This window comes from Arthrobacter sp. TmtSoilC51, assembly GCF_055388015.1.
The window spans coordinates 1,040,064-1,057,873 of record NZ_AP035877.1; the positions used below are offsets into that span (position 1 = coordinate 1,040,064).

General features: G+C 62.6%; 14 protein-coding genes and 1 riboswitch. Of the genes, 10 read left to right on the forward strand and 4 right to left on the reverse strand.

What is annotated here, in order from left to right:
• Positions 1 to 64: 64 nt before the first annotated feature.
• Positions 65 to 1,288: an amidohydrolase gene (locus tag ACZ5G6_RS04950; RefSeq protein ID WP_498689827.1), complete on the reverse strand. Its 1,224-nt coding sequence runs from the start codon at positions 1,286 to 1,288 to the stop codon at positions 65 to 67.
• Between the two features lie 105 nt (positions 1,289 to 1,393).
• Here ACZ5G6_RS04950 and ACZ5G6_RS04955 point away from each other — a divergent pair, with 105 nt between their 5' ends.
• Positions 1,394 to 2,047, forward strand: coding sequence for a cyclodeaminase/cyclohydrolase family protein (locus tag ACZ5G6_RS04955; RefSeq protein ID WP_498689828.1), 654 nt, complete (start codon positions 1,394 to 1,396; stop codon positions 2,045 to 2,047).
• Positions 2,048 to 2,091: 44 nt separating this feature from the next.
• Here the strand turns inward: ACZ5G6_RS04955 and ACZ5G6_RS04960 are convergent, their stop codons facing one another.
• Positions 2,092 to 3,642, reverse strand: coding sequence for an MFS transporter (locus tag ACZ5G6_RS04960; protein ID WP_498689830.1), 1,551 nt, complete (start codon positions 3,640 to 3,642; stop codon positions 2,092 to 2,094).
• A 73-nt stretch (positions 3,643 to 3,715) separates the two neighbouring features.
• Between ACZ5G6_RS04960 and ACZ5G6_RS04965 the strand changes: the two genes are divergently transcribed.
• From ACZ5G6_RS04965 to ACZ5G6_RS05005, 9 genes are all read left to right on the forward strand, one after another.
• Positions 3,716 to 4,255 carry a TetR/AcrR family transcriptional regulator gene (locus tag ACZ5G6_RS04965; protein WP_223935987.1) on the forward strand — a complete coding sequence of 180 codons (540 nt, stop codon included), beginning with the start codon at positions 3,716 to 3,718 and terminating at the stop codon, positions 4,253 to 4,255.
• Positions 4,256 to 4,349: 94 nt separating this feature from the next.
• Positions 4,350 to 4,447, forward strand: a riboswitch (glycine riboswitch).
• A 187-nt stretch (positions 4,448 to 4,634) separates the two neighbouring features.
• Positions 4,635 to 7,481, forward strand: coding sequence for an aminomethyl-transferring glycine dehydrogenase (gene gcvP, locus ACZ5G6_RS04970; protein ID WP_498689832.1), 2,847 nt, complete (start codon positions 4,635 to 4,637; stop codon positions 7,479 to 7,481).
• Between the two features lie 12 nt (positions 7,482 to 7,493).
• Positions 7,494 to 8,642, forward strand: a complete 1,149-nt coding sequence (gene gcvT, locus ACZ5G6_RS04975; RefSeq protein WP_498689833.1) for a glycine cleavage system aminomethyltransferase GcvT — start codon at positions 7,494 to 7,496, stop codon at positions 8,640 to 8,642.
• Between the two features lie 261 nt (positions 8,643 to 8,903).
• Positions 8,904 to 9,290, forward strand: a complete 387-nt coding sequence (gene gcvH, locus ACZ5G6_RS04980; protein WP_223935990.1) for a glycine cleavage system protein GcvH — start codon at positions 8,904 to 8,906, stop codon at positions 9,288 to 9,290.
• A gap of 408 nt (positions 9,291 to 9,698) precedes the next feature.
• Entirely contained in the window at positions 9,699 to 11,117 is a 1,419-nt protein-coding gene (locus ACZ5G6_RS04985; RefSeq protein ID WP_498689835.1) for an L-serine ammonia-lyase, read from the forward strand.
• A gap of 38 nt (positions 11,118 to 11,155) precedes the next feature.
• On the forward strand, positions 11,156 to 11,977 hold the full coding sequence (locus ACZ5G6_RS04990; protein ID WP_223935991.1) for a DNA/RNA non-specific endonuclease: 822 nt from the start codon (positions 11,156 to 11,158) through the stop codon (positions 11,975 to 11,977).
• Between the two features lie 119 nt (positions 11,978 to 12,096).
• Positions 12,097 to 13,185, forward strand: coding sequence for a lipid II:glycine glycyltransferase FemX (locus tag ACZ5G6_RS04995; RefSeq protein ID WP_223935996.1), 1,089 nt, complete (start codon positions 12,097 to 12,099; stop codon positions 13,183 to 13,185).
• A 105-nt stretch (positions 13,186 to 13,290) separates the two neighbouring features.
• Positions 13,291 to 14,604, forward strand: a complete 1,314-nt coding sequence (locus ACZ5G6_RS05000; RefSeq protein WP_223935997.1) for a peptidoglycan bridge formation glycyltransferase FemA/FemB family protein — start codon at positions 13,291 to 13,293, stop codon at positions 14,602 to 14,604.
• A 28-nt stretch (positions 14,605 to 14,632) separates the two neighbouring features.
• Positions 14,633 to 16,120, forward strand: coding sequence for a threonine/serine exporter family protein (locus tag ACZ5G6_RS05005; RefSeq protein WP_498689838.1), 1,488 nt, complete (start codon positions 14,633 to 14,635; stop codon positions 16,118 to 16,120).
• Between the two features lie 12 nt (positions 16,121 to 16,132).
• On the opposite strand, the gene ACZ5G6_RS05010 is transcribed toward ACZ5G6_RS05005, so the two are convergent.
• Positions 16,133 to 16,972, reverse strand: a complete 840-nt coding sequence (locus ACZ5G6_RS05010; protein ID WP_498689840.1) for a siderophore-interacting protein — start codon at positions 16,970 to 16,972, stop codon at positions 16,133 to 16,135.
• Between the two features lie 52 nt (positions 16,973 to 17,024).
• Positions 17,025 to 17,792 carry a uracil-DNA glycosylase gene (locus ACZ5G6_RS05015; protein WP_498689842.1) on the reverse strand — a complete coding sequence of 256 codons (768 nt, stop codon included), beginning with the start codon at positions 17,790 to 17,792 and terminating at the stop codon, positions 17,025 to 17,027.
• Positions 17,793 to 17,810: the final 18 nt, after the last annotated feature.

Here is a 17,810-nt window from a genome sequence, read left to right on the forward strand (position 1 = left end):
CTTAACGGGCATTTCACCACCGCGCGCAGCGGTGAATTGTCCGTTAGGCGGGGTTTCCTGCTGCCTACTTGGGAGCGTCCAGGAATTCGCGGGCCGCAGTGACCAGTGCTTCCGTGCCAAAGGCTAGCGTCGGCTGGATGATGGGGGCGAAATACGGTGAATGGTTGGACGGCACGTCGTCCGGGAGTCGGCCGGTTTTGGCCCAGTCCTTGAAATGCGCCGCATCGATCCCGCCGAGGAACCAGAAGACCAGGGGCGCGCCCGCGGCTGTGGCAAGCTCACCGACGTCCTCGCTGCCGGATACAGGACCCGGGTCGATGACCTTGTTTTCGCCAAACTTTGCCCGGAACGCGGATCCAACCCGTCCCGCGGCTGATTCATCATTGACCGTCAGCGGGAAGCGCTCCTCATAGTGGAAGTCGGGTTCCTTGAGGGAGCCTGAGGCGGCAGCTTCGCTTCGAACGATGCGCTCGATCGAGTTCAGGACTTTCTCCCGCGTGGGCTCGCTGAAGGACCGGATGCTGAGGCCAAGGGTTGCGGTCTCGGGAATGATGTTGTTCTTTGTTCCAGAATGGATTTGCCCAACGGTGACTACCGCAGAATCGCTGGCGGCGAGTTCCCGGGAGACAACTCCCTGCAGGCGCATGGTGGTTGCCGCCGCCATGAGCACTGGATCAACGGTGGTTTCAGGCCGGGAACCGTGGCCGCCGCGCCCATGCAAAGTCACGTTCAGGGAGTCGGCGGAGGCCATGGCGACGCCGGGACGCACGCCGAACCATCCCGCGGGAAAGGGTGCCACGTGCTGGCCCAGGACCACGTCCGGTTTGGGGACCAGGTCAAAGAGTCCGTTGGCAACCATGGCCTGCGCCCCTCCGCCCCATTCTTCGGCGGGTTGGAACACCGCCACCAAGGTTCCCTGCCAATCTCCGCGCCCTGTGGCCAGCGTTTCCACTGCTCCGAGCAGGCAGCTGACGTGGACATCGTGACCACAAGCGTGCATCACGGGCACTTCGCGGCCTTCGTGGTCGACGCCGACTGCCGTGCTGGCGTAGTGCAATCCCGTGGCTTCCTTGACCGGCAACGCGTCCATGTCGGCACGCAGCATGACGACGGGTCCGGGGCCGTTGTCCAGGACCCCCACGACTCCCGTCTTCCCGACGTTGCGGTGTACCAGCAGCCCCAAGCCCTCAAGATGACGGCTGATGATCCCGGCTGTCCTGACCTCTTGGAAGGAGAGCTCAGGGTTGGCGTGGAGGTCACGGTAGAGCTCTTCAAGGTCAATGCTCATGAGGGATCATCCTTACCATGCGACGTCGAGGGTGTGGCCAGTGTATCGATCCCGGCATCGGCGGGGTTGGCGCGCAGCCTTGCGCTACGAGGCAAACTTGGTGGCATGGAATCTTCCCAAGAGGTCACTACACATCGCTCCACGGTTGAAGAATGGACCAGGGCATTGGCTGAGTCCAGCGGGTCGCCGGGGGGAGGCGCGGGAACCGGCGGGATGCTGGCCATTGCCGCGTCCCTCACCTCAATGGTGGCTGGCTACACGGACGCTGAAGACTCCGAACAGCTGGAAAGAATCCATGCCAGGGCACAGGCCCTGCGCAAAACGGCGCTGCAATTGGCCGATGATGATGCCGCGGCTTCCAAGGCGTTCGGGGCCGCGTTCCGGCTGGATCCGGGCCCGGAACGCGAAGACGCGATTCACCGGGCATCCGTCGATGCCGCAAAAGCGTCTGCCGTGTTGGGCGGGCGGGCCATCGACGCCATCGAGGACCTGGGATGGCTGGCAACAAACGGCAATCCTGCGCTCATAGCCGACGTGGTGGTTGCCTTCGGAGCCCTCAGGGCCGCGATAGCAGGGGCCCGCACCAATGTCAGTTTCGATCTCGCTTCCCTCACCTCAGCAGGTGCCGCGCTGGAGGAGGTCCGGGAGCAGCATCGCGAATTGTGGGACACCGTCAGCCGGCTGAGTGATGCCTTGGAACGGATCGACCGGCTGACGGCGGGCGTGGACAAGAAAGCTGCTCCAACGGAGGGCTTGTGAGGGCTCGTCTGTGTGGCATTTACCCCGTCAGGCGCGAAGGCAGCCTACTGCGCCCTAGGCACCCTGCGGAGTACGACGGCGGCAAGCACTGCCGCTCCGGCCATTAGTACCAGCCCAATCGCCGCAGTGATGTGGACGCCGGACTCGAAGGCTACCCGGGCGGCGGCTGTCAGAGCATCCGATAGCGGAGCGGGTAGCGCCGCAGCAGCATCCACTGCGCCGGCCAGCGTTTCACCGGATTTCCCGGTCGCCTGCGTGGACAAGCCCTCCGGGATGACGAGGTTGTGCTGGTAGGACGCCGTGAGGATGGAGCCCAGCACGGCGGTTCCCAGGAGCGAACCCAGTTCGTAGCCGGTTTCGGAGATTGCGGAAGCCGCTCCGGATTTGTCGGCCGGCACTGAGCCGAGGATGAGGTCGTTGGAGATGGTCTCTGCTGCGCCCACACCAACGGCCAGGATCGTCAAAGCTGACAGGAGGAATACAGGTCCGCTGCCGTGGTCACCCACAGCCACCACCAGGTAGCCCGTGGCGCTGAGGGTAAGTCCGCCAGCCACCACGAATCCGGGTCGGACGCGCTTTACCAGCGGGACCACCAACAGGCCTGCGATGATGGTTGCCAGGATCGCTGGAATCATTGCGATGCCCGCTTCCATGGGTGATTGGCCCTCGACCAACTGCAGGTGCTGGGCGAAGAAGTAGATGAAGCCCGTCATGGAAAACAGGGACAGGACGTTGGCCACGATCGCCGTGCTGAACACTTTGTTGCCGAACAGGCGGACATCCAGCATCGGGCTCTCGATCCGCTGCTGGCGACGGACAAACAGGGTGCCCATCACCAGGCCGAAGACCATGAACGCCGCAGCCGTTGCTCCGAACCCATGAACCGCAAAGTCCTTGATGCCGTAGACAAACGGGGCCATGGCGAACATGGACAGGGCAATGCTCGGCACGTCCACCCGGCCCGGATTGGCGTCCTTGGATTCCGGAATCAGGACGCGGCCGAATGCCAGGAGCGGCAGGAGCAGGAATGTCGCCACCAGGAAGACGGCACCCCACCAGAAGTGCTCAACCAGCCAGCCACCAAAGATCGGGCCAAGGGCGGCGCCGCCCGAGAAACCGGCAGCCCACACTGCAATCGCAAGCCGACGACGGTTCGGGTCGACGAAGATGTTCCGGATCAGGGACAGTGTTGAGGGCATGAGCATGGCGCCAAAGACGCCAAGTGCGGCGCGTCCGGCAATCAGCCACTCTGCGGACGGCGCGAAAGCCGTAGCAGCCGAAACCGCCGCGAAGCCTGTGCTGCCGATCAGCAGCAGCCGCCGTCGTCCGATCCTGTCACCCAGGTTGCCCATGGAAACCAGCAATGCCGCCAACACCAGCGGGTACGCGTCAATGATCCACAGGAGCTGCACGCCGCCCACGTCCAGGGAGCGGGCAATTTCGGGCAGGGCGAACGTGAGCGCGGTGTTGTCGACGGCCACCAGCAGCACCGGGAACATCAGGAGTGCCAGGGCCGTCCAATCGCGCCACGGTGCGCCTCCATCCATGACGGGACGGGCGGATCGGGGAGCAGGGGTCGAGGACGGCGTGAACATGACACTTACTTTACCGTCCAGACGGTATAGTTTCAAATTAAGCGCCAACAATCCCGTAGGGAATGATGTATACATGCCACGAAAACCAGTTGCCCGGGATGCAGTCCTGGATGCCTACGAAGCCCTCCTCATCGAGGTGGGGGAGCGGGCCGCCACCCTCGATGCCGTTGCCAAGCGGGCGGGCGTCTCCAAGGGTGGGCTGCTTTATCACTTCCCCAATAAGGAATCGCTGATCAGCGCCCTGCTTGAGCGCCTGGACCAGTTGGCTCAGGAAGACATCGAACACATGAAGGCTGCGCCGGATGGCTCGGCCGCGTACTTCATCCGTACCTCCCTGTGGGCAGGAACCCCCATGGATAGGGCTTTCGTCGCTGCCACAAGACTGGCCGAAGTGGCCCATGAAGAGACCCGCCGCAAGTTCGCCGGTATTCAACAACAGTGGCTGGACGTCCTGGCTGAGGACGTTGGCCCGGAGGTAGCGAAAGCCGTCAGCTACATGGGCGACGGCCTGTATTTCAACGCCATGTTCGAGGGCGGCCAGGAAAGCGGCAACGCCGGGCGGGAGGCCGACGTCGAGATCCTGCTGGGCGTGCTGGACCGGCTCCGCAAGTAGCGGGTCATCCATTTGCGGCGACGCCCACAACGTAGGACAATTGAGCCTTGTGGTGCGTCTTCACAAGGGGCACGCAAAAAATTGAATATGCCTTTGATCTGCGGCGGGAGAGTCCTGCAAGCAAGTGATGCGGGCGCCGTAGGAGCAAACCCTCCCCAGGAATCTCTCAGGCCCACGCACCGCCGCGGCGAGGCAACTCTGGAAAGTAGCAGGCTAACCTCGGACGCCATCGGCGTGCGGGCAGCTGTGCTCACCGACGGTGCAAGCGATGTGTCATGCAAACATGGCAGCGCGGAAACTCTCAGGTCCAATACAGAGCGGGGAGGAACCCGAGCCACTGTGGCGTACCCAAACGCCGCCCAAGTAATGGAGTTCCTTCGTGACGGTTAGTTCTGCCTCCACCACCTTCGTCGATCGGCATATTGGCGCCCGCCGCCAAGCTGACATCGAGACCATGCTCAAGTCGGTCGGCTACGACACCGTCGACTCACTGGTAGACACCGCGGTTCCCAACGACATCCGCCAGGACGTTGCCCTTACCCTCCAGAACGCGCTGAGCGAAGTCGAGGTCCTGGCTGAGCTGCGCAAGCTCGCCTCGAAGAACAAGACGGCCGTCCAGATGATCGGGCAGGGCTACTACGACACCGTCACGCCGCCGGTTATCCGCCGCAACATCCTTGAGTCCCCGGCCTGGTACACCGCGTACACGCCCTACCAGCCGGAAATTTCCCAGGGCCGCCTTGAAGCGCTGCTGAACTTCCAGACCATGGTGCAGGACCTGGTGGGACTCCCGATCGCCAACGCTTCCCTCCTGGATGAAGCCACTGCAGTGGCAGAAGCCGTCCTGATGATGCGCCGCGCCAACAAGAACAAGGCCGCCCACGACGGCAAGACCGTCCTTGACGCCGACTGCCTGCCGCAGACCATCGCGATCGTGAAGGGCCGTGCCGAGGCGCTTGGCTTCGAGGTTGAGGTCGCTGACCTTTCGCTCGGACTGCCCGACGGCGACATCAACGGCGTCGTCCTGCAGCAGCCCGGTGTTTCCGGCCGCGTCTTCGACCACTCCTCTGTGATCGCCGAGGCCAAGGAACGCGGTGCCCTGGTCACTGTGGCAGCCGACCTCCTCTCGCTGACCCTCATCACGCCCCCAGGCGAACAAGGCGCCGATATCGCCGTCGGCTCCGCCCAGCGCTTGGGCGTTCCGCTCTTCTTCGGCGGCCCGCACGCCGCCTACATGGCTGTCCAGAAGGGCCTTGAGCGTTCCATGCCCGGCCGTCTGGTGGGCGTTTCCAAGGACGACGCCGGTGTTCCCGCCTACCGCTTGGCGCTGCAGACCCGCGAGCAGCACATCCGCCGCGAAAAGGCGACGTCCAACATCTGTACCGCGCAGGCACTGCTTGCCATCGTGGCCTCGATGTACGCCGTCTACCACGGCCCCGAAGGCCTCAAGGCCATCGCCGAAACCGCACACGGCCACGCCCGCACGCTGGCCGCTTCCCTAAAGGCCGCCGGCGTCGAGGTCCTGCACGGTTCCTTCTTCGACACCATCACCGTTCGCGTCCCCGGCAAGGCTGGCGACGTCGTCGCTGCCGCCGAGGCCAAGGGCATCAACCTGCGTGGCATTGACGCTGATCTGGTGGGCATCTCTGTTGACGAAACCACTACCTCAGAGATTGTCAGCCGTCTCCTGGAAGTCTTCGACGCTTCGGTGCTTGAATCAGCCGAAGGTTTCGCGCTGGAATCTTCCGTTGAGCGTACGAGCGATTTCATGCAGCACCCCGTGTTCAACACGCACCGTTCCGAAACTCAGCTGCTCCGCTACATCCGTAAGCTCTCGGATCGGGACCTCGCGCTGGACCGCACCATGATCCCGCTCGGATCCTGCACCATGAAGTTGAACGCCACGGCCGAGATGGAAGCCATTTCCTGGCCCGAGTTCGCCTCCATCCACCCGTTCGCTCCGGACTCCCAGACCGCGGGCTGGCGTGAATTGATCGCTGATCTTGAGTCGCAATTGACCGAGATCACGGGTTACGACCAAGTCTCCATCCAGCCGAACGCCGGTTCCCAGGGCGAGCTCGCAGGCCTGCTCGCGATCCGCGGCTACCACCATTCCCGCGGCGACCAGCAGCGTAACGTTTGCCTGATTCCGGCCTCGGCCCACGGCACCAACGCGGCCTCGGCCGTGCTGGCCGGCATGAAGGTCGTGGTGGTGGCGACGGCGGCTGACGGCACTATCGACCACGATGACCTCAAGGCCAAGATCGAGGCCAACAGGGACGTCCTCTCGGCGATCATGATCACCTACCCGTCGACGCATGGTGTATACGACGCCGACGTCCGCGAAGTCTGCGATGCGGTCCACGAGGCCGGCGGACAGGTTTACATCGACGGTGCAAACCTCAACGCGCTGGTTGGGCTCGCCCAGCCGGGCAAGTTTGGCGGCGACGTCTCGCACCTGAACCTGCACAAGACTTTCTGCATCCCGCACGGCGGTGGCGGACCGGGTGTTGGCCCGGTCGCGGCCAAGGCACACCTGGCGCCGTTCATGCCTGGTGACGCTGCGTCGTGGACCGAAGGCAACGACGTCCCGATTTCGGCCTCCCGTTTCGGTTCGGCCGGTGTGCTCCCGATTTCCTGGGCTTACGTGAAGCTCATGGGCGGCCAGGGGCTCACGGAAGCCACCAAGTCCGCGCTGCTGGCTGCGAACTACATCGCTTCCCGCCTCAACGAGCACTTCCCGGTTCTCTACACCGGCGAGGGCGGACTTGTTGCCCACGAATGCATCCTGGATCTCCGCGAACTGACGGCCAAGACCGGCGTCACCGCTGAAGATGTGGCCAAGCGCCTCATCGACTTCGGTTTCCACGCACCCACACTCGCGTTCCCGGTTGCCGGCACGCTCATGGTGGAGCCCACCGAGTCCGAGGACCTCGTCGAGATCGACCGCTTCATCGAAGCCATGATCACCATTCGCAAGGAAATCGACCAGGTTGCCCACGGCGATTTCACTGTTGAGAACTCGCCGCTGCGGAAGGCACCGCACACGGCTGCCGCCGTCGTGAGTTCTGACTGGGACCGCGCGTACCCGCGCGAGCAGGCCGCGTTCCCCGTCCACCACCTCAAGCAGGACAAGTACTTCCCGCCTGTCGGCCGCATCGACGGCGCAGCCGGAGACCGCAACCTGGTTTGCTCCTGCCCGCCGATCGAAGACTTCGAGAACTAGGACGGTCCCGAAATGACTGAGAACTACACCGCGCTCTACGAAGAGCACAAGAAGCTCGGCGCGTCCTTCACCGACTTCGGTGGCTGGCAGATGCCGCTCAAGTATTCCTCCGAGTTGGCAGAGCACCACGCCGTCCGCAAGTCCGCCGGTCTCTTCGACCTCTCCCACATGGGTGAAGTCTGGGTCACCGGTCCCGAGGCTGCTGCGTTCCTGGACTACGCCCTGGTGGGCAAAATCTCCGCCATGGCCGAGGGGAAGGCCAAGTACTCGCTGATCTGCCAGGAAGACGGCGGCATCATCGACGACCTCATCACCTACCGTCGCCCATCTACCGAAGAAGGCGCAGACAAGTTCCTCGTTGTGCCGAACGCGGGTAACGCGAAGGTAGTGGCTGACGCTCTGTTGGAGCGTGCCGCGAACTTCGACGTCACCGTCCAGGACGCCTCCGCCGAGACCTCCCTCATCGCGGTCCAGGGTCCTCGTGCGGAAGCCATCCTCCTCCGTTTGGTCCCCACCGACCAGCACGCGCTGGTCACCGAACTGAAGTACTACGCGGCTGTTGAGGTCCCGTTCACGTTCGACGGCGGTACTCAGGAACTGCTGCTCGCCCGCACCGGATACACCGGCGAAGACGGCTTCGAGATCTTCGTCGCCAACGAGTCCGCTGCTGCATTGTGGCAGGCCATCGCCGACGCCGCGGAAGAAGGCGAGCTCACTCCCGCTGGCCTCGCTTCCCGCGACTCCCTGCGCCTGGAAGCCGGCATGCCGCTGTACGGCAACGAACTCTCCCGAGAAGGAAACCCGTTCGCCGCAGGGCTCGGACCCGTCGTGGCGCTTTCGAAGGAAGGCGACTTCGTCGGCAAGGAAGCACTCGCGGCACTTAAGGCAGAGGGTGCAGGCTCCACCAGCGGACGCAAGCTCGTGGGCCTCAAAGGCCTCGGACGCCGTGCCGGTCGCGGCCACTACCCGGTCCTCAAGGACGGTTCAGTAGTTGGCGAAGTCACCTCCGGCCAGCCCAGCCCAACGTTGGGCTACCCGGTAGCGTTGGCCTACGTCGACGTTGAGCACACGGAGCTCGGCACAGCGCTGGATATTGACCTGCGGGGTAAGAGCGAGCCGTTCGAGGTTGTCGCGCTGCCGTTCTACAAGCGCCAAAAGTAAGTTGCGGGTCCTTTGGGACCGACATCCTCCGCGGGCTCGGTCGCATGTGCGCCCGCTGAGCGGACGCGATGCTCCCTTGGACGCCCGCTTCCGGATGTCGGTTCCAAAGGGGAGAGTCCTCCGGCGCTTCGTGAACCGCTAAGGTGCTGGGGGAGTGGGGGCCTGCCGAAGGTGATCCTTTGCCACACCGCTGAATCATCCGCGCTCAAGGCCCCCGGCGCGACACAATTAGATGTAGCCACTACACGTAAAGGAATCAGAATGCCCAAAGTAGCGCCCGAACTTCAGTACTCCGACGAGCACGAGTGGGTCTCCCGCGGCGAGGGGAACCTGGTGTCTGTTGGCATCTCCGAGGTTGCCACCGACGCGCTGGGCGACATCGTGTACGTCGACCTGCCCGAGGTTGGTTCCACTGTGACCGCCGGTGAGACCTGTGGCGAAGTTGAATCCACCAAGTCAGTTTCGGACCTGTACTCGCCCGTCACCGGTGAGGTCACCGAGATCAACGACGCCGTTGTCGGTGATCCGGCCCTCATCAACAACGATCCTTACGGCGCCGGCTGGCTCTTCAAGGTTGCGGCTGAGTCCGACGGCCCGCTGCTTTCGGCCGAGGAGTACGCCTCCAAGAACGGCGGGGACCTCTCCTAACTCCCTTCGACCGAGTCCGATTCGGGGTTTCGCTGCCGCGGGTGCCGTTCGCACGGCATGCTGTGCAGCAAGACCCCGTATTGGGCGCCGGTATGGCCCTCGCCGGCGGTCCCTTTGGGCTGGCGTCCGGAAGCGGGCGTCCAAGGGAGCTTCGCGTCCGCCCAGCGGGCGCTTCAGCGACCGAGCCCGCGGAGGACGTCGACCCAACGGGCCCGAACGCTCGCAGGCAGCACCGGCCCACAAGGCGTAGCGTGGGATTGTAGAACTGAATAGTATTGCGACGCCGGGTTGCCGCCTTTGGGGGCCATCCGGCGTCGTGCTTCGGTCGACCTTCGCCACAAGCGGGGGAGGCCATCCGCCAGAACCATCTGGCGGACCGTTTTCAAGCTTTGTTAAGGGATCCCGACCATGGCTGTTGGTGTTTTCGATCTGTTCACTGTGGGTATTGGCCCATCGAGTTCGCATACTGTGGGGCCGATGCGGGCTGCTGCGGTGTTCGCTGGTGAGCTGCGGGAGTCCGGGGTGTTGGACCGGGTGGCGGGGTTGCGGGTTGATTTGTATGGTTCGTTGGCCGCGACGGGTCGTGGGCATGGGACGATGACGGCGACGTTGCTGGGTTTGGAGGGGTTCCATCCTGAGTTGATCCTGCCTGATGAGGTGGAGGAGCGGTTGGCTGCGATCGCGGAGACGGGGATGTTGAACCTGGCTGGCGGCGGTCGGGCGGGGGCTGGTGTGGAGCTGCCGTATGCGGTGGAGGATATGGTGTTGCATCCGTTGACGGTGTTGCCGCGGCATACGAACGGGATGAAGTTCGCTGTCTCTGATGCTGAGGGGAACACCTTGCGGGAGGCGACGTTCTTTTCTGTCGGTGGTGGGTTCATTGTCCGTGAGGGTGAGGAGGACGCGGCGCGGGCGGAGTTGGAGGAGACGAAGGCGGAGTTGCCGTTGCCGTTCCGTACGGCTGCTGAGTTGCTGGGCCGGTGTGCGTCGAAGGGTTTGGGGATCAGCGACATCATGTTCATCAATGAGCGGGCGTCCCGGTCGGAGGAGGAGATCCGGGAGGGTTTGTTGCATATCTGGCATGTGATGGAGGCTTGTGTTGAGACGAGCCTGAAGCGTGAGGGTGTGTTGCCCGGGGGTCTACGGGTCCGTCGTCGTGCTCCTGACTGGCTGGAGCGGTTGTTGAAGGAGGACAAGGACCGCAACGATCCGAAGTATTGGCAGGAGTGGGTGAACCTGATCGCGTTGGCGGTCAATGAGGAGAACGCCACTGGTGGGCGGGTGGTCACGGCGCCGACGAATGGTGCGGCGGGGATTATCCCGGCGGTGTTGTATTACGCGTTGCATTATGCCCCGGGCATGGACAAGGCTACCCAGGCTGATAAGGACGATGTGGTGGTGAAGTTCCTGCTGGCCGCCGGTGCGGTGGGTGTGTTGTACAAGGAGCAGGCGTCGATTTCCGGTGCGGAGGTCGGGTGCCAGGGCGAGGTGGGTTCGGCGTCGTCGATGGCTGCTGCGGGGTTGGCCGAGGTGATGGGTGGTACGCCGGGGCAGGTGGAGAACGCGGCGGAGATCGCGATGGAACACAATCTGGGGTTGACGTGTGATCCGATTGGTGGGTTGGTGCAGATTCCGTGTATTGAGCGGAACGCGATCGCGGCGGCGAAGGCGATCAACGCTGCGAAGATGGCGCTCTGGGGGGATGGGACGCACCGGGTGTCGCTGGATGAGGTGATCGTGACCATGCGCGAGACGGGCAAGGACATGTCCTCCAAGTACAAGGAAACCGCGATGGGCGGCCTGGCCGTGAACGTCGTCGAATGCTGAGTCTGTTCGCTGTCGGTCCCTAGTGCCATGCTGTATCCATGAGCGGGGGATACGACAAAGATTTTCTGCGGGCACGCGTTGAACTGCCCAGTCCGTCGGCAACGACGATTCTTTTGGACTACACACACTTTTCCGTGCGCTTCCGGGCTTCCCGGAAGCTCGCGGCGATTGTGGGTGTCAACATCAGCGGCGGGGAACTGAGCCCACTAGCCCGGGAAGGGACCTGGCATTTCGATGACAGGATCCCCAAAGAACAGCAGGCTGGCCCGGACGTCTACAAAAACAACGCGTTCGATCGCGGGCACTTGGTGCGTCGCCTGGATCCTGTCTGGGGCGACCCGGCCACGGCCAAGAAAGCCAACCAGGACACGTTCGCCTTTACCAATGCCGCACCACAAGTGGACGACTTCAACCAAGGCAAGGAACTGTGGGTAGGGCTCGAGGATCACGTCCTGGGCCACGCGGATGCACACGACGCCAAGCTCACCGTGTTCACCGGGCCCGTTCTTCTCGACGACGACCTCCCGTACAGGGGAGTACAGGTTCCGCGGAAATTCTGGAAAATCGCCGTGTGGACCAACGACGCCAAGCTGGCCGCCGCCGGGTTTGTCCTGGACCAATCGCCATTGCTGGGCAAAGTTGAACTGAAGAAAGCGATCGACCAACGGCTCCTGGAAGGCGAACCGCCGCCCCTGGGGCCGTTCCGGACCTTCCAAGTCCCCATCGGGCAGATTGCTGACCTTACGGGCCTGAGCCTCACCAGGCTGGCCAACGCGGATCGCCTGGTGAGCGGCCAGCGGGAACTCGGCAAGGAACCCAAGGCCATCAAGTTGGAGAGCGCTGACCAGATACGTTTGTAAGCACCTCCGAGAGCACGTTTGTCCTGGGAAACGAGCAGATTTTTCCCGGCCCGATAGACTTGGGGCTGCATGTCCCGCATGCGCACCCAGCTTTTGAACACTGCACCAAGCCCCTGAGATTGGACACGGCCACCTTGCGAGAATTTACCGCCCGCTTTGCCACCGCCGAGGAAATCGATAACTGGGACAAGCACGTCACAGCCAACCCCAATGGCGGCAACATGCTGCAGTCGGACGCCTATGCGGCAGTCAAGGATGGCAACGGCTGGTTGGTTCGCCGCCTGGTTCTGGAGACCTCCGAATATTCCAGCTACAACTTGCTTCTTGAGAAGAAGTTCCCCATCCTGGGCCGGCTGTGGTACCTGATCAAGGGTCCGGACGCCGCCTCTGTGGATGACATCAACCCCATGCTGACCGCAATCGCTGCGCTGGCACGTGAACAGAAGATGAACGTCTTCACCATCAAGATTGAGCCCGACGTCGTGGAGTCGCCTGAGGTAGCGGCTCAACTCAAAGCAGCGGGTTTGGTCAAGGCGCCAAATATCCAGTCCAACGACTCAACAGCGCTGCTGGATATCTCGGCCCCTGCCAATGAGGTGCTGCGGAGCATTTCATCGCGTGCACGCAATGCTGTCCGCAGGGCAGAACGTGAAGGATGCGAAGTTATCCCAGCTGAGCCCGGCGAGAAGACCTACCGCAAGCTCTACGCACTGATGCAGGACACCGTGAACGCCAAGGGCGCGATGCCGCTGCGGAGCTATGACTACTACTCCCGTTTCTGGCACGAGTTCTGCAGCCGTGGGCAGGGACACTTCTTCTTTGTCTACGAGGACGGCGCACCCAGCGTCGGCGCTTTCGTCATCAACTATGGCTCCAAGGCCACATACAAGGATGGCGGCTCCACGCAGAACCGTAAGCAATACGGTGACTCGCATTTGGTCCAGTGGGCGGCCATCCAGCGGATGCAGGAGTTGGGCTGTGTTGAGTACGATTTCTGTGGAACGCCACCTGCCGCCCGGATCAAGGACAAGACCCACCCGTTGTTCGGCATGGGCTTGTTCAAGACGAGTTTCACCAAGACCGTTACGGACTTCGTGGGCTGCTACGACCTTGTCCTGGGGTCCATCCGCCACAAGCTCTGGCTCAAGGGTGCGGAGCGTATCTTCCGCCGGTTGGAGACTATGCGCACCGGCGGACAGTTCTACTGAGAATCCGCACCACCCCAAACTTCAAGGCCCGCCCCGGCCACCAACGGGTGCAAATCTATCTAGGTGAGGTAATTTCTTTTGACTCCGATTGAGGCTGGAACCGACATGGAATTCGTGATTCTCAGTGACGCTGATTTCGAGACATTCGCCAAGGGACACCCGCACGGCAGCTTCATCCAGTCCATGGAGCTGACGCGATTCCAGCGTGCCCGTGGGCAGGAAGTGGAGCTCTTTGGCGTGACCCGCGGTGGCACCCTGATCGCCGCCGGAAAGCTCGTTTACACCGCAAACCGCTTTGGCTACAAGGCCTGCGACTGCGCAAAGGGACCCCTGATGGACTACAGGGATCCCGCCGTGGTGCAGTTCGTCGTCGAGCAGTTGAAGAAGCGCGCGGCCTCGAAGAAGGCTGCTGAGCTGCGCATCTCACCCAACGTCAAGTACATCGCCCGGGACGAGGACGGGGCGGAGCACCCGGAGGTGGAGGACAACCGTCCACTGCTGAAGGAACTGGCGGGACTTGGCTTCAAACACCAGGGCTTTGACATGAATTTCGCGAACATTAACTGGATGTTCGTCAAGAAGCTGGACGGGATCGCTGATTCCGAAGAGCTCATCATGGGCATGAACTACCGCACGCGCAAGGCCATCCGGAAAGCCGAAAAGAATGGCGTTTACCTGGAACAGGCCACGCTGGAAACCTTGGACGATTTCTACAACGCGCTGAGCACCGCTGGTGATGAAAAGGGATTTACGTACCGCGAGCGTGAGTACTACGAGCAACTACTCCGCAACACCTCGGATGAGTTCACCAAGCTCATGATGGCCAAGATCAACATCCCCGAATACAGGGCCTCGATCACGGAGCGCCTGGATGCCGAATCCAAGACGCTCGCGGACCTCAAGCGAGAGGTGGAGGAAACCGGGAGCAAGAAGAAGGCCAACCGCGTCAAGGTTGTCCAGGATCTCGTGGATAGTTACGAGCGGAGCCTCAAGGACATCGAACGCTTCCCCGACTCCGTGGGCGTGGCTACCGTAGCGGCGATCCACTTCGCTTGCTCCGGCGATGAAGTCGTATGCGTCATCGGCGGCACCGTCCAGGATTACATCTACTTCAACGGTGCTACGTCCCTGTATTGGGGCATGATGTTGCACGCGCTGAACAACGGCTACTCGCGCTACAACTTCTACGGCACGTTTGGTATCCAGGGCCAGGACGAGACCGGCCACGGCGGCTACGAATTCAAGAAGGGCTTTGGCGGCGAGGTAGTCCAACTGGTGGGAGACTTCGTGGCGCCGGTGAATCCGGTAATCTTCACCGCTTACCAGGCGGTCAGGAAGCTTGCAGGTGCCGCCAAGACGGTACTGGCAAAATTGCCGGAGCGCGGAAACCTGCTGAGGAAATTCCGGGGGAAGAACTAATCAACGAAAGCCAAGGGAGGAACACTGCGTGACTGAACGCCCTGAGGGCTCCGGCGGCAGGCCTCACACTGACGGCTTGCCCAAGACCCAGCCGATGCGGCCATCGCAAATCCGGCAGAACGCCAATGCCAAGCGCATGCTGATGCGCTTGGTGCAAGGCGATAGCCCGCCCACTGCCCCCATGAACATCGTGGACCGGCTCGCGGGTAGTCCCTACGCCAACCCGACCATCCAAGTTCTCGGCGTAGACGCCTCAGCGCGTAAGACCATCGACTTCGCCTTGCATCTGGCCGAAGTCATGTTCCGCTACGGCGCAGGGGCCCTTGAAGTTGAGACAAGCATGATTGCCGTGACCGCGGCCCTTGGCTTGAAGAACGTTGAAGTGGACATCACCAACCAGTCGGTGGCCATCAATTATGCGCCGAAGGACCAGACACCGATCACGCTGTTACGGGTGGTCCGCTCGTGGACGAATAACTACGCGGGCCTCGCCCAAGTGCATCAATTGGTTACGGACATTGTGGCCGGGGGAGTGGGCCGCGACGAAGCAGTTCGTCGATTGAATGACATCGTCCGCAGCGCCAAGCCGTTCCCTCGGTGGATGGTCACTGTGGCGTTCGCTGTGTTCGCCGCGGTGTTCGTGGGCGTCCTGGGCGGTGGTCCTGGCGCGTCAGCCCTGGCCTTTGGCTCCAACTTGCTGATCAGTTTGGTTGCACGGCAACTGAGCCGGTGGCGCACTCCGGACTTCTTCGTCACCATGGCGTGCTCGTTCCTGGTCACGTTCATCGCCCTGATGCTGCGTTGGGCCGGTGCTGACATTGCTCCGTCCATTGTGGTTGCGGGCGGAATCCTCTTGTTGCTTCCGACGGGCAGGCTTGTGTCTTCCGTGCAGGACGCGATTAACGGCTTCCCCGTAACGGCTGCCGGACGGTTCCTCTCCACGCTGCTCACCTTCGGCGCGATCGTCGCTGGCATCGCCGTTGCCGTCGTGGTCGGGACCCTCATGGGCAGCGAAGTCCTGGACGTCACCAAAACATTCCCGGATGCGTATCCTTTGTGGGGCCAAACCATTCTGATTGCCATCGCGGTAGTTGCTATCGGCGTCACCGAACAGACCCAGATGCGACTGTTACTCCCGACGGCGGCAGTCGGCCTGGTTGGCTTCTTCGTCTTGTGGGGGGCTACTACCGCCGGCTTTGGGGACCGCTTATCGCCGGCTGTATCGGCGGTGGCAATCGGCCTCCTCGCTCGGGTAGTGGCGCTGAAGCTTGGTGCTCCCCAACTGGTGGTTGCCGTTCCGGCCGCGCTCATCCTGCTACCGGGCCTGACCATATTCCGTTCAATGTATGTATTGACCATCGAGGAAGCGGACATTCTCCAGGGTGCCGGGGGCATGCTCAACGCAGGCGCGATTGTCCTGGGAGTGGCAGCAGGAATCGTGCTCGGCGACAACCTCGCGAGGCCACTGACCAAGGGACTGTCCAGTAACGAGCGACGCCGGGTGAGGCGCCGCTAGATCTGCCCGCCGCTAGATCTGCCCTACGGGGAGCTTCTTCTCGGCCTGGAAAACTTCCTCAACCCGGCCCTGTGCCCAGTACCCGGACAGTGAAACCTGCGAACGCTCCAGGCCCCGCTGGCCGAAGAAGATCTCCCGCAGGCCCTTCATGTAGCCCCGTTCGCCATGCGCAAAGACGTCTACGCGGCCGGGGAGCCATTGCAGTTCGCGAAGTGCCTCAAGCAGCAGCTCGCTTGATCCGGCTGGTACTCCGTTGCGCTGCAGCCAATGGAGTTCCACGCCGGCAGGAGCAGAAATAGGCAGGATGTCCTCCGCGCTGTCCACCTCGAGGAACGCATGTCCACGGGCATCCGTGGCGAGCGACTCTATGCAGGCTGCGATGGCTGGAATCGCGGCGTCGTCGCCGGCGAACAGGTGCCAATCGGCGTCGGGCGCGGGGTTGTAGGCACCGCCGGGGCCGGTAAAAATCAGCGGGTCGCCGGGTTCCGCCGCAGCTGCCCAGGGCCCGGCCAGACCTTCGTCGCCATGGACGACGAAGTCGATCGCCAGCTCCTGGGCTTCAAGGTTCACCCAGCGGATGGTGTACGTCCGTGTGTGGGGCCATTGCCCGCGAGGCATGGTTTCGCGGATGGCCCACAGGTCCAGGGGAAGTTGGTAGTCAACACCCTGCTGGGGGAACACGATTTTGACGTACCGGTCCACGTAGTCGTTGTTCGCGTAGTCGCTGAACCCTGGGCCACCGGCGACGATCCGCACCATGTGGGGTGAGAGCCATTCTTTGCGCAGGACAGTCAGGTTGACCTGCGGGCGCGTGTTCCGGGTAGCGGACGAAGTAACGGGTAGGGCAGCCATGTAGGCAAGCCTAAGCTAATTCGTCGGGTGCCACCTCGGTATGAGTCGAAGGTTACAAGATGGGTAGTTCCCAATTGACGGGCTCTGCGCCCTGTGCCGACAACAGTTGGTTGGTTCGGCTGAACGGCTTGGAACCAAAGAAACCACGGGATGCCGAAAGGGGACTAGGGTGCACCGAAGTGATTGCCGGTGTGCCATCCAGCAGCGGCGTGACCGCTTCGGCGTCCTTCCCCCACAGAATCGCTACCAGGGGGCTCCGGCGTCCTGCACCGTCGGTGCGATGGGCTACCGCCCTGACGGCCGCCGTCGTGATTGCCTCCCAGCCTTTGCCCCTGTGTGATCCGGCGCTTCCTGCCGCGACGCTGAGGACCCGGTTCAGCAGCAGGACGCCTTGATCCGTCCATGCCGTAAGGTCGCCATGGATGCGCGGCGGGAGCCCCAGGTCGTCGTGGAGTTCACGATAGATATTCGCCAGGCTCCGGGGGATGGGCCGCGTGTGCCGTGAAACGGCAAAGGAAAGCCCGACGGCGTGTCCCGGCGTTGGGTAGGGATCCTGGCCAAGGATGAGTACCTTGACGTCAGCCAGTGGTCGACGGAAAGCCCGGAGGAGGTTCGTGGCTGCAGGAAGGACTTGGATGCCTTGGTCAGACTGAGCTGCAACAAATGCCAGGGCTTCACGGAGTTGTCCTTCCACGGGCCGTAACGCGTCCGCCCAATCCTCGGCCATCAACTCTTCCAAGGGCAGGTCAACAAGCTCGTCGAAGCCCGGATCGGCCACGCCGGCAGGTTCCAGGTCAAACAGTGCATCTTCGCCAGTCACCTAGTTATTGTCTCCTCC

Excerpts from the sequence above, each read along its gene's own strand:
- ACZ5G6_RS04950 (WP_498689827.1), bottom strand. The coding sequence starts at position 1,288 with ATGAGCATTGACCTTGAAGAGCTCTACCGTGACCTCCACGCCAACCCT.
- ACZ5G6_RS04955 (WP_498689828.1), top strand. The coding sequence starts at position 1,394 with ATGGAATCTTCCCAAGAGGTCACTACACATCGCTCCACGGTTGAAGAA.
- ACZ5G6_RS04960 (WP_498689830.1), bottom strand. The coding sequence starts at position 3,642 with ATGTTCACGCCGTCCTCGACCCCTGCTCCCCGATCCGCCCGTCCCGTC.
- ACZ5G6_RS04965 (WP_223935987.1), top strand. The coding sequence starts at position 3,716 with ATGCCACGAAAACCAGTTGCCCGGGATGCAGTCCTGGATGCCTACGAA.
- gcvT (WP_498689833.1), top strand. The coding sequence starts at position 7,494 with ATGACTGAGAACTACACCGCGCTCTACGAAGAGCACAAGAAGCTCGGC.
- gcvH (WP_223935990.1), top strand. The coding sequence starts at position 8,904 with ATGCCCAAAGTAGCGCCCGAACTTCAGTACTCCGACGAGCACGAGTGG.
- ACZ5G6_RS04985 (WP_498689835.1), top strand. The coding sequence starts at position 9,699 with ATGGCTGTTGGTGTTTTCGATCTGTTCACTGTGGGTATTGGCCCATCG.
- ACZ5G6_RS04990 (WP_223935991.1), top strand. The coding sequence starts at position 11,156 with ATGAGCGGGGGATACGACAAAGATTTTCTGCGGGCACGCGTTGAACTG.
- ACZ5G6_RS05000 (WP_223935997.1), top strand. The coding sequence starts at position 13,291 with ATGGAATTCGTGATTCTCAGTGACGCTGATTTCGAGACATTCGCCAAG.
- ACZ5G6_RS05010 (WP_498689840.1), bottom strand. The coding sequence starts at position 16,972 with ATGGCTGCCCTACCCGTTACTTCGTCCGCTACCCGGAACACGCGCCCG.